Here is a 16,638-nt window from a genome sequence, read left to right on the forward strand (position 1 = left end):
CGCTCCTGCCGTTCGACAGTCAGTGAACCGGCTGCCCAGGTATCTGTGTATTCACTTCACCGCCCCCGCCACTCTGCGCGGGCGTCGACACGTATCCCGCCGCGGCCGATTTGCGACGCCATTCGAGCGCCTGGATGGGGTCGCGCTCGACACCCAACCCGTCCTGATAGGCCTGGCTCATGTTGAACATCGCCTCAGGGTTGCCCTGTTCGGCGGCCTTGCGAAACCACGCGGTCGCCTGACCGTAATCGATCGCGACACCGAGGCCAAGCGCGTAGCACTTCGCGACGTAAACTTCGGCGCGCACGTCGCCGAGTGCGGCGGCCTTCGATAGCCACGCAAACCCTTTGGCGTTGTCCTTTGCGACGCCGAGCCCGAACAGGTAGTCGCTGCCTAACACCAACATCCCGATCACGTCGCCTTGTTCGGCCGATTTCCTCATCCACATCGCTGCGGCGTCAAGATCGCGTGCGACACCGGTACCGGCCTGATACGCGAGGGCGAGATTATTCTGCGCGTCGGCGTTGCCCTGTTCGGCTGCTTTGCGAAACCAGGTGGCGGCACGTACGTCATCTTTCGCGGTGCCACGACCGGCTTTATAAAATGCCGCGAGATAGTCTTCGGCGAATGCGTTGCCTTGTTCGGCGCTCTTCGCGAACCATCGGAACGCCTCGGCGTCGTCTTGAGCAACGCCTTGTCCCTTCGCGTAGCCGTAGCCAAGCAACATCATCCCCTCGGCATCGCCCTGCTCTGCGGCCTTGCGGTACCAGGCCACCGCCGCAACCGGGTCGCGTTCGACACCGATTCCGTTTTTGTAGCGGTTGCCCAATTGCCACTGCGCGAACGCATCGCCCTGAATTGCGGCCGACTTCAACCAGCCGGTCGCGAGCGCGTCGTCGCGCGGCACGCCGATACCCTGGTCATACATGATGGCGAGATTCCTTTGCGCGGCCATATCGCCGCTAAGCGCCGCCTGGGTGAACAGTGTGGCGGCCCGTGCATCGTCGTGTGCGACGCCCAAACCTTTCAGGTAGAGGTATCCGAGATCCGTTTGCGCTTTCGCATATCCTCCCTGCGCGGACAGCGTCAACCAGCGCGCGGCGGTCGCTGAATCCTGCGACACGCCGATTCCACGTTGATAGTGATCGCCAATCTGGAACTGAGCCGGTGCGTAGGCCTGCGCTGCCGCGCTCCGAAACCACTCGAGCGCGCGATCGACATCGTGTGGTAGCCCGTTCTTTCCAGCGTCATAGAACAAGCCGAGGTTGTACTGCGCAGGCGCGTAGCCACCCTGTGCCGACTTCGTCATCCATTGCACCGCGAGCGCGTCGTCTTGTGGCACACCGAGTCCGTTCTCGTACGCGTAGCCGAGATGATTTTGCGCGCGCGCATAGCCCTGATCGGCAGCCTTCCGATACCACTGTGCGGCGATGACATTGTTTCGCGGGATGCTGAGGCCACCCTGATACAGCCGGCCAAGCTCGTCTTCGGCCTCCGGCTGGCCTTGCTCGGCCGCTGCTCGAATCGCGCGTACGTGAGCGTCATCGGCGTCGAGCCGCGAAATGTCGTCCGCCTGGCTCGGATCGCTGCGTGTGGCGTCGACAATCGCAGCGACCGGCTCGGACGAGGGCACCACCGATTCGGATGCGGCGAACAATCGGGTTGCGATCAACGCCAGGCCAATCGCACTAAACCCACGAATCCCCCTGCGGCACATCACCGATGCGTTCATACTCGGCCCTTTTCGCGCCTGTATTTCTCGTAGTTCTAATGGCTCTGTGCGACACGTCGGATGCGCAGATGCGCGTCGGCGCGTTTTTGCATTGTTGGAGCGATTCTAGTACGCGGAAGCAGGATGGATCCAACCTGGTTACACAACCTGGTTTTATTGCCCTCGGCTACTGCTCCTCGGGAGCGCGTTGGCAATTGGGCTCGATCAGTTCGATGGGCGCGCCGGGCTCTTTATTGGCAACCAGATTTCAAGAACGCCCGTACCCGCAACAGGATCGAAGTCCTCGCTGTACCGCTCGAACTCCGGAGCCTCTGCCACCTCCAATCCAGACTCCGGCAACCACCCGTTCCAGATGCTATAGAACGTCTGATGGAGCGTAGATATGTGCCCGCCATGTACAAAGACCGCATAGCGCTGCGGTTCAATCTCCACGCAACGCAGTGAAGCAGGCAAGCGGTCCCGACTCTTCACCTCTACGCCGGCGACATATTCGAAGCCGCCATCCGCATCCGGGTTACAGCACACACCGTAAGTCACGCCGTTGACCTGATCCGGGAGGTTGCCGATGTATGGGTTAAAGGCTTGCCAAAGCGCAGGAATGCCTTCGTTGGTTTCAAAGGTAAAGCGGCCACTCATGCCTGCTATCAATAGCTTTTCGGCGACCTCGAAGCGCAGTGGCGCTATCGGTACGATTTTCGATTCCTTCATGCGTAACGGCTCCACAAGAGAAAGACCATCGAGACTGCGCCGTGCTCTCACCTCTTCCGGTGTGACGCCGAAGAGATCACGGAACGCGCGGGTAAACGCCTCATGAGAACCATATCCGGCGTCGAGCGCCACGCGAAGAATATCCGGTGCGCCTTGCGTCAGTGTTCGCGCCGCACGCGTCAGTCGTCTGGACCGGACGTAACGCATCACCGGCCAGCCCGTACTCATCGAGAAGATGCGCGACAGACCAAAGCGTGTCATTCCGCAAATTGCAGAAATCGCATCGAGAGTGAGTTCGTCGTCCAGTTCGATTTCAATGAACCAGAGCGCTTTGCCAACCGGATCAATAGGGTTCAAAAGAGAGTTTTCCAAGGAATATATGGCACAGCCGATGAGGGCATTTGATCGTTCTTGCGGGCCAGCTTTGAGCGCTGGATTACTGGCGCCGCTCCGAAGGCTTCACAACGGAGGACGATTCATAGCAACCCAGCGTTGAACAGACGACCTTTGCCATTGATGCGCAGCATAGTCCGCCAACCTTTGCGGCACCGTATCGCCATTCAGGACCAGTCGATTCAACATGAGAGCAAGGTCAGCGTCTGCAATACACCACTCGCTAAAGAGATTCGGCGAATGATCGGTAAGCAATAACTCGCAGGCAGAAAACAGTCTTCCTGCTGCGGAAAGTGCGGCAGCAGATAAGGGCGGTGCGGAAGCGCCATAAAAGACGATTTCGGTGGAGCGTTCCTGCCTGATCGGCATGAGATCGCTTCGCAGCCATGCTTGTACCTGACGTGCCCGTGCGCGCCGCATCGCGTCTTTGGGGTACAGCGAGGTTCCCGGAAAAACCTCGTCGAGATATTCAGCTATCGCTGACGATTCGGACAAAGCGAAACCGTCATGAACCAGCGTCGGTACACGCTGCGTGAGTGAACTTGCTGCGTATCCATGTTCATGGTTTGCCTTGCTGGCAAGGTCGATGGTGACGAGCTCAAACGACAGTTCTTTTTCACGAAGGGCCACGAACGCCGACATCGCATAGGGACTGGCGAATTGAGCATCGACGTAGAGGCGCAGACTGGTTGATGACAAGTTTCACTCCTGTATGGGTCACTGAATATAGTCACGCGGTCGAACATTGAAATCCAGCACCTTGCCATCCCGAAGGACGGCGAGTTTTATGAGCGTGTTATCGAAGGTTCCGAATTGCGCTTTAACGAGCGAGACCGCTTGCGCAGAGACGGGTTTCCCATCGATCTCTATCACTCGATCGCCTTGCTGCAAGCCCACCTCGGCGGCGGGGGAACCTTCCCTGACGTAGCTCACTGTTGCAACATCGCCGTGCGCATATTCGATACCGAAGCCCGCTCTGTTATAGACCGGAATCTCCGGACCGACCGGCGCATCCTGTCTCGCGAGCCAGATACGATGTGAGGGGTAATCGAGCGTCAAAACGCTCGACTTAAGCAAAGGAGTACCCATATCAGCGGCAAATTCCGAATCTGTATTTAGCCCACGGTCGAAGCCCGGGAACATCGCGATGACATCGGCGAAAGTGTTCGACCCGATGGTCAGGCGGGGAATGCGTCCGAGCCTGCTTCCTCCGCTTCCGCCCACGCCGCCTAACGAACCGTTGACGTCATAGAGCCGCTTTGGCGCAGCACCGGGATGGGCATTCATGAACGCCCGATTGACGACGAGTGCAGTATTGGCCCCGGTGTCGAGCCACAGATGATCTGCCACGCCATCGATCTCAGCCGCTACCACCGGCACGGTGTGGTCGAGCATTAAAGGCAACGCGTGCGAATCGTCGAGTACCGTGCGATCCGGCGTCAGAGAGAGCGTGACGGTACGCCGGGGAAAATCGAAAGTCGTAGTAAAGCGCGCAAGCACTTCGTAGCCGATCAACCCGGCAGTCTGCGCGCCGACCCCGCCTGAGGCGTCGTCGAAGACGGTGGCGTATTGATCCCGCACATGCGCCGCACCTAAACGCAAATCCTCGATTCTTGCGAATCGTGTCGTGATCGCGATTCCGGCAAACCCTGTGTCGTGTCCTTCTCCGACCAGCTTAAGACCTGCAGCTTGCGCCGTGGCCCTCGATAGCGTGAGCGCGCTCCCCGTATCGAACAGAAAACTGAACGGACCTTTCCCATTGATGAAAACATCGACGTGTGGTTTTTCCCTTGAACTCATCGGGATCGTCGTGGTTTCTCCCCCATCGATGCCATAGTCGTTCACAACCGCATCGGGTTTCCGTGCTTTGACTGCGACGATCGCCGGATCGATTCCAGACTGTATCCGGATGTCCTTGAGATCCCACCGATTGCTGTCACGATCCACGATGCTTTGCCTGAACGGAACGAGTTGCTTATCGACACGACGGTAGTCGGAGTATGTCGTTGTCGCCACATCGGGTTCATCTCTGCGCGACCAGCGCAGAGGCAAATGCGTCGCGTGAGAAACCCAGGCCGTTGTGACCTTGCCGCCCGACGGTAATACCTCAAGGACATCGACCGTCGTACCGTCTATCCGATCGGTTCTAAGAAAGTCGATTTTCGCCGGCCAGCATCTATTCAATAGACCGCCGCCTAGCCAATACGCGTCGCTGACAATACCCGCCCGATAGCCATCGAAGTCCGCATCCCTGATAACTCCATCCGCGCCCTTGACCCACGCATGAGAGCCCGACACACCAAAAGCGAAATTCGCAGGCCCGGCATCGGTTACCTGGATCGTCGCCACCTGCGCTTGCGGATCGCTAGCGATCAAAAACTTACCGACGAAACCCTTTGAACTCGCCGTCCCTTCGATCAGCATAGGGCGGCAATCTGCCTGTGCGGTCGGCAGAACGATACTGCGTTGGCTACTAGCGCCTTGCGCGACATTAGATGTACTTCCTGCGACATCTGCTCGTGCAGTGCCGAAGAGAAGCCCAACCAGGATCAACACGATCGGGCCGCAAATGCGGGGAAGTGCGAGTGATGAGTATCGTCGGTGCAATCTGGAAGCGAGCATGGATAGATCGTGTGATGTCGACGAATAACGCATTCGAAGGTAAAGAGGATATCGCCAAGGCGCGACCGCGAGCGCATCGATCGCTTTGCTCATCGCACCGCTTCTTGCCACGGCACGGCTGCAAAGATCTCTACCATCCAATCCACGAACGCGCGACTCTTGGCAGGCTCATGCTGGACGGAAGCGCGCACGACACTCACGGCGGCTTCTCCACCCACCGTCCAGTCCGTCAACACCGGGACGAGCCGACCGTCGGCGAGTTCGCGCGCAACGAGCCAGTCGGTCGCCATGATGACGCCCATACCGGCAAGCGCTGCGTGAACGACGGCTTCGACGTCGTCGGTCTCGAGGCGCCCCGAGATTCGCACAGCGCGGTTCTTGCCGTTGCGTTGCAGGTGCCAGACAGGGTGGGTGGTCAGTCGCGTGAAGCAAATGCAGTCGTGACGTAGCAGATCTTCTGCTTCGTTCAGCGCGGGTCGTTGGTCGAGATAGGAAGGCGCTGCGCATATCAGTCGGCGCGTCGCCGCAATGCGACGGCCGATCAACCTGCTGTCTTTCATTTCACCGAGCCGGACCGCTGCATCGAAGCCCTCGGCGATGAGGTCGACGTACCTGTCGGTGTAGGTTGCCTCGACACGAAGCGCCGGATAGCGCGCGAGGAATTCAGGCAACCGCGGCGAAATCCACCTGCGCCCGAAGGCCAAAGGGAGGCTCACGCGCAATAGACCCGTCGGTGATGCGGCCATGGCTCTCGCTTCGTCTTCAGCGGCACGCATCATGTCCATCGCCTCATGGACCCGGGCGCGAAAACGGATGCCCGCTTCAGTCGGTGCTACACGGCGCGTCGAACGTTCCAGCAGGCGGATACCAAGACGTGCTTCGAGGGCAGCGATTCGCCGGGAGATCACCGACCCATCGCGACCCAGCTTGCGTCCCGCCGCCGAAAAACTTCCCGATTCCACCACGGCAAGGAACGCTTCGGTCTGGTCCGCTTCGTCGCTGTTCATTAGTGCACCACATGCATGGATGTTGTGTTCTAGCGATGAATTATAGCGATTGGGCGCTGTTACGATCCTCTCCATTGCGAACCGGAGATTTTCATGCGCGCTTTCAACCTGACCGACCATTCGCTGGCTTCCATAAAGCGTGTCGATATGCCGACACCGAGCCCGGCGCATGACGAAGTGCTAATCCGTTTGCGCGCCGCGAGCCTGAACTATCTCGACTTGATGGTTGCGTGGGGGCGATTGGGGAGCCGAAGCGCGCCGTTTATTCCCGGCACTGACGGCGCGGGTGAGATCGTCGAGGTCGGCGATCGGGTGAAGGGTTGGGCCGTTGGTGACAGAGTGGTCCCCGGGTTGCTGGTCGACTGGGCTGCGGGACCGCTGACATCCGCGGCTGCGACGCGCATGCGTGGCGTCACCATGCCGGGATCGCTGGCCGACTACGCGGTGGTTCCTGCTACGTCTCTGGTTCCGATTCCCGATCAGCTCACTTTTGCAGAAGCCGCAACGCTTCCGATTGCTGCAACGACAGCCTGGAACGCGATCGTTACAGGGCGGGTTCGTCCGGGGTCGACGGTCGTGTTGCTTGGCACCGGTGGGGTGAGCCTGTTTGCGTTGCAATTTGCCAAGGCGGTGGGCGCGCGCGTCATCATCACATCCTCGTCGGACGAGAAACTCAAGCGTGCCCGCACGTTGGGTGCAGATCTGACGATCAATTATCAGTCGACGCCGGCCTGGGACGACGCTGTGCTCGCCGCAACAGATGGGATGGGCGCCGACCTGATCGTCGAGACGGTCGGCGCGACCACGTTTGCGCGGTCTCTGAACGCGGCGGCTATCGCCGGAACGATTTTTGTCGTGGGCTTTGTCAGTGGCATGGAGCTGTCAATTCCAATCCTGCCGATCAATCTCAAGACGTTGAGGATTGTCGGTAGCAATACGGGATCGACGGCGAATCTTGCGGATGCAGCGCGGGCAGTTGCGACGACGGGGATTAAGCCGGTCGTTGATCGGGTATTTGGGTTTGAGGCTGCGGTGGAGGGCTATCGGTTCCTGGAGAGTGCGGCGCACTTTGGGAAGGTCGTCATCGATCTGGATGCATGAACCGCGGGTGTATTTGCTGTTGCCGCGACCGCCATCGACATTTCGCTGCAAGCTGAAGCGTTCGACTCCAGGGTACTTGCATAATTCATCCCTGCGGGCTTGCCACGAGCCACGTCGATCCTGATCCAGTCACGGCGAAACCAATTGTCCCAAACCTCAACGACGCAGGGTGGACCCAAAGCCGCCCTTGACCTGCTTCTTCTGCTAGCGCTATCGACACTGTGGGGTGCTTCCTACACCTTCATCAAAATCGGTGTCACCACTATTCCTCCGCTTACGCTCATTGTTGGGAGAACGATGATCGCCGGCTCGGTGCTCCTGCTCTGGATGAGGGCGCAACGTATTCCGATGCCCAACGATCCCGCAGTATGGCGTCGCTTCCTCGTGCAGGCACTGTTGAACAGTGTGGTTCCTTTCACGCTGATCGCGTGGGCGGAGCGTTCGGTTGACGCGGGCCTGGCAACGATCCTCAATTCCGCGTCGCCGGTCCTTGCTTTTCTCGCAACGTGGCTCGTCACCGGCCATGAACATCTAACGCCTCGTAAACTGTTTGGAGTCGTCGCGGGGCTTGCGGGTATATGCCTGGTCGTGGGTGTTAACGCCTTCGAAGGGCTGGGACGGCAGCTTGTTCCTCAACTGGCGATTGTCACGGCCACGGTCTGCTATGCGGCGGCGGCAATCTATGGACGGTCTTTTAAAGGACTTCCTCCCATCGCTCCTGCCGCAGGTTCGCTGATTGTCGGCGCGATCTTGCTTGTTCCGCTCAGTCTGGTGGTCGATCGTCCGTGGACGCTCCATCCGTCATTGCAATCACTCAGCGCACTTGTAGCGCTCGCGCTCTTTTCGACAGCTATCGCGTTCGTCATTTATTTTCGATTGGTGCAAACGCTGGGGTCGATTGGTACAACGGCACAGGCCTACCTGCGGGTGCCGATTGGGGTTGCGATAAGCATCGTATTTCTCGGAGAGTCGCTGTCTACGTCGGCGTGGCTGGGGCTGGGATGCGTTGTTAGCGGTGTAGCAGCGATGACTATTCCTGCACGCACAATCGAGAAACGAAGCGCAAAGGGGATTGCGGGAAATTAGATCGACGCCGGTGGGTTTGGTGAGAAAGGCGTCAACGGAAAGCATCTGCTGCATCACCGGGCGTTCCGAAGATTGCCGACGATCTTCGGCGGGGGGCGGAGGTCTCAGACTGGCCGGCTACTGCCCGATAAAACCTCCCGATTCCGACCCCGGCAGACGACGGGGTTTGCATACTCTCCTTTGTGTCAACATACGGTCTCACCAATTAGGCCCTCTATAAACCGGCGACCTATGAACAAGATCGAAGCGACGCAACACTACCTTAGAAATCGTTCTCTTCGATCAGCCCATCCGACAAGGCGACAACCCAGGTCCGTGCCGCTCTATATCGCGCTCGCATTTCTCTTTGCGATGGGTTTTCCGCGAACGCTCCTGGCCGTTCCAATAGACATCGATCAGCTTTGGAACTGGAATTCGCCGGCGCAAAGTGAGGAACGCTTCCGTTCCGCGCTCGCAGGTGCCGATGCTAACCAGGCATTCATTCTCCAGACTCAAATCGCACGAACCTATGGTTTGCGTGGTAATTCCGCCCAGGCGCGTCAGATTCTCGAAGATCTCAAACCCAAACTCGCTCACGTCTCACCGGAAGCACGCGTACGCTACCACCTGGAACGTGGCCGCACGTTTGCCTCGGCTGTCTCGACTGAGGGAGGACCGTCGCGGGAGATGCAGCGCGAAGCGCGAAATGAATATAGTGAGGCGTTTCGTCTGGCTAGCGAACAGCATCTAGACGACCTGGCCGTGGACGCACTTCACATGATGGCCTTCGTCGATAAGGCCCCCGCGGATCAATTGCGATTGGATGATCGAGCGCTCGCAATCGCCATGAATTCTTCTGATCCTAAGGCGCAAAAGTGGGAGGCATCCCTACGCAATAATATTGGAGGCGCACTTAACGATCTCGGTCGTTCCACGGAAGCGCTCGAGCAATTCCGCATTGCGCTTGCGCTCCGTACACGCGCCGGGGGCGCAGAGAGCACACGTCAAGCATGGTGCTCCGTGGGTTGGACGCTACGTCTTTTGGGAAGAAACAACGAAGCGCTGGCGATTCAGCAACAGTTGCTTACTGAATACGACGCTATCGGAACAACAAACCCGGATGTCCTGGATGAGCTTAGGGAAATTTATCACGCGATGGGCGACGAACAGAAAGCCGCCGTGTACGCGAGCCGTTTGCAAGCGTACCAGGCGACCCATCCCGATTCAAGTCCATGAAGCTTAGGGCGCTGTGACCGCACGAGCGCATGTAGCAATGTTGACGATCTTTTGCCATTCTCGACCGACTGTCCCTAGCTGCTATACGCCCTTGAAGGTCACATCAATCACCGCTCTAACAGCAGCAAGCGAAGCATCAGGCTTCAGTGCAGCCTCAAACAAACCGAAATGCTCTCCCGCAGTCTCGCTTAGCGCCCGAAAACTCCGCTTCGGACCCAGGTACCACTCACCGCGAGCAGCAAAGTAATCTTCAAGCAAGGTGAACAGGAGCCAGTGGCGACGATAGTCTCCCTCTACGTCCCCCTTGGCCGCTCTTTCGAGCATCTTCTCTGCCCAGACCTTTCGCACATGCAACTCCGCCGCAGGCACTTCCTCGGGCCCTGCGTCGAAAAGCGCCTTTGTTTCAAGAAGCACCTTGTCACCAAACCCATCTACCTGAAAGAGCACCCGGCCACCGTTGATCCTGATCCAGCCCGGTTCTACTGTATCGTTCGTCGAATGTATGAACAGATCGAGAAACACACCGTTCCACCGTGAGGCTACACGTTGCTGACCGCCGACATCCCGGAAGGCAATGACGTCGATGTCGCTCGTAGCGTCCCAGTCGTCACGTGCGCGCGAGCCATAGAGAATTGCTGTATGGCAGCCGTACGTTAAACGAAGGTCTTCGGCTAGTGTGTTTATCAACTCGCTGTTAGTCATCTTGGATAGTCTTCTGTTAGCGATCTTGCGATTGTCGCGGATTCGTCCGCTGCCGTCGAATGACTGAGATTAGCCAAACCACGGAACTACGCAATCAAGATATGAAACACCTTACGATGCTTTGCGCTTCGGTGACGCTTTTTATCGGAATCAGTGCGCACGCTACGGGCAACGTCACCGATGCCCCGGTGTCTCGCTCAACCAGTGCACCTCAATCGGCCGCGGTCCCTGCGAATAGCCACGTGTTCAAGACAAGTGACGGCGTACGTCTCTGGTACCGCGAAGCGGGGCAACCCAATGGGACACCGGTTGTCTTTCTTCACGGAGGACCGGGAGAGGGAAGCCAGACGTTCGCACGATATGCAGGTCCTGAGTTAGAGCAGCATCTTCGAATGATCTATCTTGATCAACGCGGCAGTGGTCGATCGCAACGTCCAAAAAATTCGAGTGCGTATTCCATCAACCGAATGGTGCAGGATATTGAAGAACTGCGGATACAACTAGGAGTGCAGCGTATCGACATCATCGGTCATTCGTTCGGCACGATTCTCGCGCTGGAGTACGCCGCCAGATATCCAGAACACGTATCTCGGCTTGTTCTGGCGGGAACTGCGAACGACATGCCCGCACTCATGGACAGTCAATGCAGGCGCCTGGAAAGTTCCGATCCAGTCGCCTATACACGTGCTGTCAAAGCTGTTGCTGGCGTTACGTTTCCGCGCTGCGATCCCTTCGAGGCTTACCAGGACCAGCGCGAACAGATCTACATAGATCGCAATATGTTCCCGGATATACGAGTCGCACGGATGGTTGAAGATACAGACTCGGCCGACGGACTTGGCAATTCCGGTGAGAGCTTTCAAGCGTTGCTCAACAAAGGCCTTACGCGCTACCGTTTTGTGAAGTTCGCGAGAATTAGCATGCCGGTACTGATCATCGCCGGAGAACTTGATTTTCAAACTCCAGTTGAGGTGCAACGTGCGCTTGCGCGAAATCTGCAACAAGCGACGCTGTTGATCTATTCGGGTAGTGGTCACTTTATGTTTGTCGAGCAGCCCGTGCGTTTTGGTCGTGACGTAGGCCATTTTCTTGCAGAGCAGTAGAGATAAATACGCCGCGGCGTCACATGCTCATCACAGACCAACGCTCAAATATCTCCACGTTGATACTCACTATGCAGTCGACCCGCCGTCGATGAATCGAACAACGTATCAAGACGCGCACGGGCGATCATCTGGCGAAACGTTCCGTGCTGCGTCGCATCGCCAGCGTCGTGCATCGTTTCCGTCATCCAGACACTGAATTCTTGATACTTCCAGATGTGCGGCAGAACGGTATCGGAATAACGCTCCAGCCCGGTCGTGTCGTGATGCCGCACCGCGCCTGTCAACGCTTGGGCGAGGACATCAACATCGAACAGGGCGAGATTCATTCCCTTCGCACCGGTAGGTGGCACAAGGTGTGCGGCATCGCCAGCCAGGAAAAGATTCCGGTATTGCATCGGCGCATAGACCACGGAGCGCAGGGGGACGAAGTCCTTGTCATGCACCACGGCATTCTGGATCGTGCTGTCGCACCGTCGCAGCCGGATTTCATTCCAGAGTCGTTCATCGGGCCAGTCCCCGGGGCCATCGCTGAGTGGGCACTGGAGGTAGTACCGGCTTCTACTGGGGCCGCGAGGCAGTTGCGCGACGAAACCGTGATCGCTTACGCCCATGATCGGTTGTCCGGTTACTGGAGCCTCGACCAGGGCAGCCAACCAAGCATAGCCAAACTCGTGACTAAACTTGCTGAGAACACCATCGGGAATCGAGGCCCGGCTAACACCGCGATCGCCGTCACACCCTACGATGTAGTCGCAAAGAATTTCGTGCGGACCAGTCGAATCGGAATAGCTGACGCTCGGTCGACAGTCCCGTTCGTTGTAGATTGCGACGTCCGCAACCGCGAAGCGGACGTCGCCGTCACCTAGGTCAATGTGTTCCTGCAACAGGTTGCCGACCAGCATCTGCTGTGTGCAAAACCGACCTTCGCTGCCGTCGTCTCCTGATGTTTCGAAGATGCGGCCTACGCCATTCACGCGGTAATCAATGGTCTGCGCGACAGGGCCGCCTAGAAGCTTATCGGCCAACCGCCACCTCTCAAACATGCGCACGCCGCGCGCTTCAACGACACCGGCGCGTTGACGTACTTCGATGCTTGCACGATCGCGCCGCTCCAGTACCACGCAATTCACCCCCGCATCCTGGAGGAAGGTCGCCAGCGTCAGACCCGACACGCCAGCGCCAATGACGACAACCGAGGTTTCCTCGCGATTTGCTTCCATGATGTTCATTCCGTCGTTTGATTTCGATGGAATCAGAATATAATTTTTTAGTTACATTCTCTAATCACATTGCTGGAGTCAATTGCGACGTGAAGCAAAAGATAGATATCTCATTGAAAAAGCAGGCGAAACAGGAGCGGTCTATCGCGACGGTCGCCGCCATTGCGGAGGCTGCCACTTACATTTTGCGTCGTGAGGGGCCTGGCGGCTTCACGGCCAATAAGGTCTGCGACAGGGCCGGTGTCAACATTGCCTCGTTCTATCAATACTTTCCGAACAAGCAGGCTTTGCTCTTTTATGTAGCCCAGACGGCCTGGGAAAGACAGCTTGCGAAGCTATCGCCAATCCTCCAGCAATCTGGCTCCGATCACCCGAGCAAGCTACGGGAATTTATTCGCGAGTTTTTCAGAATCGAGGCAGCGGAAGCGGACCTGCGTCAGGCATTGAAGACGGCAGCGATTGATCTCAAGCAGACGAAGGAGTTCAAGGCGCTGATTGCAGAGGGCGCAGCCCTGACAAAGGCGTTCATCAAAGACGCGCTTGAAATCGCAGATACGGAAGATCTCGACTTCGACGTCAACTTCATCGTTCTGCTGGTCACAAGCTTCGCTGAAAGAACCACGGACGAGCGAACCTCAGCGGTAAAACTTGTTCGTCAGGCCGATCTGCTCTGCGACATGCTCATCACTTACTTCGGAATTCGCGCAGGTCCGCAGACGCTGCCGGAGTGACACTAAACACCCGCCACTCCCTCCCACCGTACCCTCAAAAAATCAATAAACAACCGCGTCCGAGCCGGCAACAACCGCGTTTCAGTAATCGCATGCACAGGCACAGGCGCGAGACTCCATTGCGGAAGCACGCGCCGCAACTGCCCCGACGCAACGTCCTCGCGAGCAAGCACGTCATCCAGCACAGCGATGCCGACACCAAGCTTCGCAAACGCACGAGCCAAACCAACGCTATTCATTGCAAAACGCGTCCCGGTCACGACCGTCACAGTTTCATCGCCACGATGCAGTGTCCTCGACCCATCCTGCTGTTTCGTCGCCCCTTGCCCGACGCACATCACGTGATACGCCAGATCGTCGGGATGTTTGAGCGTCGGCGCACCCTTCAGATAATCCGGCGAAGCATAGAGATACCGCGGCAACAACCCGATCGGCCGCGCGACGAGCATCGACGGCGCAGCGGGCGGCTCGCCGATCCGGATCGCCAGATCGAACGGTTCGGTCTGTAAATCAATACGCCGCGGCGTCACGTCGAATTCGAAATCGATCAACGGATAGGTTCGCGCGAAGTCGCTCAGGATCGGCGCGAGATAGCCGGTCGCAAGATCGACCGGCATCGAAACACGCAACGTTCCGCCCGGTTTCGTCGCCACATCGCGCAGCGCTTCGTGCGCGGAGAGCGCTTCTTCGACGATGCTCTGGCAGCGTTTGAAATACACCTCACCGGCTTCGGTGAGCTCCACCTTGCGCGTGGAGCGATGCAAAAGCCGTAGTCCAACGGCTTTCTCGAGTTCCGCGATCTGCCGCGACAGCGTCGAGTTCGGCATCCCCAGCGCATCGGCGGCACGACGAAAATTCCGGGTTCTCGCGACTTCGACGAACAGGCGCATGCCATTGAGCACTTCCATGTCGATTGCTCCATTAGTGGATCAGTATTTTCAATTATGCCTGTTTAATCCATTAATGAAGCAATGCAAGATGCCTCCATGCCGACCTAACCAGGAGAACGGACATGAGCAACGACCTTTTCAGTACCGCCCGGATCGGGCGCTATACCCTTCGCAATCGCTTTGTGATGGCCCCGATGACACGCTCCCGCGCCGACGACGACAGCGGTGTGCCTTCAGACCTCGTCGCCGTCTATTACGGCCAGCGCGCCGACGCAGGGTTGATCATCACGGAAGGCACGTACCCGTCGCTGATGGGCAAGGGCTACGTCCGCACGCCGGGCATCCACTCCGCTGCGCAGATCGATGCATGGCGCGCGGTCACCGCGGCAGTACACGCGAAAGGCGGCCGCATCTTCCTGCAACTGATGCACACCGGCCGCATCTCGCATCCGGATATGCTGCCCGGTGGCGCCACGCCGGTTGCCCCTTCCGCGATTCGTCCAGCCGGCCAGGTATGGACCGCATCCGGGCTGCAGGATTTCGTCACGCCGCGTGCGTTGTCGACTGAAGAGGTTGCCGGTGTCGTCGATGAGTATCGGCGTGCCACACGTCACGCACTCGATGCCGGCTTCGACGGCGTCGAACTGCATGCCGCGTCCGGGTATCTGCCGGAGCAGTTCCTGTCGACGGGCACGAATCAGCGCGTGGACCAGTACGGCGGCTCGCTGGCGAATCGCGCGCGCTTCATTCTGGAGGTGCTCGCCGCGATGACTGAAGAAGCAGGCAGCGACCGCGTCGGCATCAAGATCTCGCCGGAGATGGGCTTTAACGACATCGTCGATGCCGCGCCGCAGGAAACCTATCGCTACCTGGTGGAACAGCTTGCACCGCTGAAGCTGGCTTATCTGCACGTCGCATGGTCGAAGAGCGGGTTCGACTATCACGGTGTGTTGCGGCCGCTGTTCGATGGTGCTTATTTGCGCGGCGGCGCGTTGACGAAAGCGACAGCCCAGGCCGTGATCGCGGAAGGGACAGCGGATGCTGTCGTGCTCGGCAGCCTGTATCTGGCGAACCCCGATCTGCCGCACCGGTTTCTTGCAGACGCTCCGCTCAACGCGCCGGACCGGAATACGTTTTACTCGCCCGGTCCTGACGGCTACATCGATTACCCGGCACTCGACGCCGGCAACGCGACGAACCGCGCGCTTCGTATTCATGCTTACGGCGGTAGCGACGCGGTACAGATCGATCGGATTGCCGAGCCGGTTGCTGCCGCAGGCGAAGTTGTAGTTCGTGTTCATGCGGCGGGTGTGAACGGTCTCGACTGGAAGGTTCGCGACGGTTTGCTGCACGGCGCTTTTCCGTTGACGTTTCCTGTCACGCTGGGTAGCGAACTTGCCGGCGAAGTGATCGCGCTCGGCGCTGGCGTGACCGGCTTTTCGATCGGCGATCGCGTGATGGGCGCGATGGGTGGGCTCGGTGCGTACGCCGATCGAGTCGCGATTTCTGCCGCCAATCTCACGCCGACGCCAGCAAATCTGGACGACGTACACGCGGCCGCTATCCCCGTAACTGCGCTGACTGCATGGCAGGCGCTGTTCGACGCAGGGGGATTGATCGCCGGTCAAACCGTGTTGATCCACGGTGCGGCGGGTGGGGTAGGCGGCTTCGCGGTGCAGTTCGCGCGGCGTGCTGGCGCGCGTGTGGTGGTCACTGCACGCGGTACACATACCGACTACCTGCGCTCGCTCGGCGCGCACGACGTGATCGACTATCGGACTGCTGCGTTCCACGAACGTGTGGCGGATGTGGACCTCGTGCTCGATCTCGTGGGAGGCACGACACTAGCCGATTCGTGGCAGGTGTTGCGCGCGGGAGGCAGGATTGTCAGCACGGCCGCTCCAGATATCCTCGCGCAGATCCCGCCCGGCAAGAACGGTGTGTGGTTCCAGATGCGTCCCGACCAGACGCAACTCGCGAACATCGTAGCGATGATCGCGCGAGGAGACGTGAAAGTGGATATCGCGAAGGTCACAGAAGTAGCAGGCGCTGCAGATGCCATCGAGCAGAACAAGATCGGGTACGGACGCGGCAAAGGAGTGATCCGGTTTGCGCAGTAACCTGC

General features: G+C 58.6%; 14 protein-coding genes. 6 read left to right on the top strand and 8 right to left on the bottom strand.

The window, feature by feature from the left end; translation table 11 throughout:
• Positions 1-19: 19 nt before the first annotated feature.
• The 5 genes from M0D65_RS20595 to M0D65_RS20615 all read right to left on the bottom strand — a co-directional run bounded on the left by M0D65_RS20595 (position 20) and on the right by M0D65_RS20615 (position 6,462).
• Positions 20-1,633 (bottom strand): tetratricopeptide repeat protein, encoded by a 1,614-nt coding sequence (locus M0D65_RS20595; protein WP_266254326.1) that lies wholly within the window; start codon positions 1,631-1,633, stop codon positions 20-22.
• Positions 1,634-1,936: 303 nt separating this feature from the next.
• Positions 1,937-2,788: an AraC family transcriptional regulator gene (locus M0D65_RS20600; protein ID WP_266254432.1), complete on the bottom strand. Its 852-nt coding sequence runs from the start codon at positions 2,786-2,788 to the stop codon at positions 1,937-1,939.
• A gap of 111 nt (positions 2,789-2,899) precedes the next feature.
• Positions 2,900-3,532 carry a glutathione transferase gene (gene yfcF / locus M0D65_RS20605; RefSeq protein WP_266254327.1) on the bottom strand — a complete coding sequence of 211 codons (633 nt, stop codon included), beginning with the start codon at positions 3,530-3,532 and terminating at the stop codon, positions 2,900-2,902.
• Positions 3,533-3,550: 18 nt separating this feature from the next.
• The gene (locus M0D65_RS20610) at positions 3,551-5,548 is read right to left on the bottom strand and encodes an aspartyl protease family protein (RefSeq protein ID WP_266254328.1); all 1,998 of its coding nucleotides are present in this window, start codon (positions 5,546-5,548) and stop codon (positions 3,551-3,553) included.
• Positions 5,545-6,462: a LysR family transcriptional regulator gene (locus M0D65_RS20615; protein ID WP_266254329.1), complete on the bottom strand. Its 918-nt coding sequence runs from the start codon at positions 6,460-6,462 to the stop codon at positions 5,545-5,547. The genes M0D65_RS20610 and M0D65_RS20615 overlap by 4 nt, the downstream gene beginning before the upstream one ends.
• 147 nt (positions 6,463-6,609) lie before the next feature.
• On the opposite strand from M0D65_RS20615, the gene M0D65_RS20620 reads away from it, so the two are divergent.
• The 3 genes from M0D65_RS20620 to M0D65_RS20630 all read left to right on the top strand — a co-directional run bounded on the left by M0D65_RS20620 (position 6,610) and on the right by M0D65_RS20630 (position 9,864).
• Positions 6,610-7,563, top strand: a complete 954-nt coding sequence (locus tag M0D65_RS20620) for an NAD(P)-dependent alcohol dehydrogenase (RefSeq protein ID WP_266254433.1) — start codon at positions 6,610-6,612, stop codon at positions 7,561-7,563.
• 144 nt (positions 7,564-7,707) lie between these two features.
• Positions 7,708-8,649: a DMT family transporter gene (locus tag M0D65_RS20625; RefSeq protein ID WP_266254330.1), complete on the top strand. Its 942-nt coding sequence runs from the start codon at positions 7,708-7,710 to the stop codon at positions 8,647-8,649.
• A 231-nt stretch (positions 8,650-8,880) separates the two neighbouring features.
• On the top strand, positions 8,881-9,864 hold the full coding sequence (locus tag M0D65_RS20630) for a tetratricopeptide repeat protein (protein WP_266254331.1): 984 nt from the start codon (positions 8,881-8,883) through the stop codon (positions 9,862-9,864).
• 81 nt (positions 9,865-9,945) lie between these two features.
• On the opposite strand, the gene M0D65_RS20635 is transcribed toward M0D65_RS20630, so the two are convergent.
• Positions 9,946-10,566, bottom strand: a complete 621-nt coding sequence (locus tag M0D65_RS20635; protein WP_266254332.1) for a nucleotidyltransferase domain-containing protein — start codon at positions 10,564-10,566, stop codon at positions 9,946-9,948.
• A gap of 116 nt (positions 10,567-10,682) precedes the next feature.
• Here M0D65_RS20635 and M0D65_RS20640 point away from each other — a divergent pair, with 116 nt between their 5' ends.
• On the top strand, positions 10,683-11,669 hold the full coding sequence (locus M0D65_RS20640; RefSeq protein ID WP_266254434.1) for an alpha/beta fold hydrolase: 987 nt from the start codon (positions 10,683-10,685) through the stop codon (positions 11,667-11,669).
• 44 nt (positions 11,670-11,713) lie between these two features.
• Here M0D65_RS20640 and M0D65_RS20645 read toward each other — a convergent pair whose 3' ends face one another.
• Positions 11,714-12,892: a 4-hydroxybenzoate 3-monooxygenase gene (locus M0D65_RS20645; protein ID WP_266254333.1), complete on the bottom strand. Its 1,179-nt coding sequence runs from the start codon at positions 12,890-12,892 to the stop codon at positions 11,714-11,716.
• Positions 12,893-12,981: 89 nt separating this feature from the next.
• Between M0D65_RS20645 and M0D65_RS20650 the strand changes: the two genes are divergently transcribed.
• Positions 12,982-13,623, top strand: coding sequence for a TetR/AcrR family transcriptional regulator (locus M0D65_RS20650; protein ID WP_266254334.1), 642 nt, complete (start codon positions 12,982-12,984; stop codon positions 13,621-13,623).
• A gap of 2 nt (positions 13,624-13,625) precedes the next feature.
• On the opposite strand, the gene M0D65_RS20655 is transcribed toward M0D65_RS20650, so the two are convergent.
• Complete coding sequence (locus M0D65_RS20655; protein WP_266254335.1) at positions 13,626-14,531, bottom strand: LysR family transcriptional regulator; 906 nt, start codon at positions 14,529-14,531, stop codon at positions 13,626-13,628.
• 104 nt (positions 14,532-14,635) lie between these two features.
• Here M0D65_RS20655 and M0D65_RS33150 point away from each other — a divergent pair, with 104 nt between their 5' ends.
• Complete coding sequence (locus tag M0D65_RS33150; RefSeq protein WP_308076694.1) at positions 14,636-16,633, top strand: zinc-binding dehydrogenase; 1,998 nt, start codon at positions 14,636-14,638, stop codon at positions 16,631-16,633.
• Positions 16,634-16,638 lie beyond the last annotated feature (5 nt).

The organism is Paraburkholderia sp. CHISQ3, from assembly GCF_030464945.1.
GTDB lineage: Bacteria > Pseudomonadota > Gammaproteobacteria > Burkholderiales > Burkholderiaceae > Paraburkholderia > Paraburkholderia megapolitana.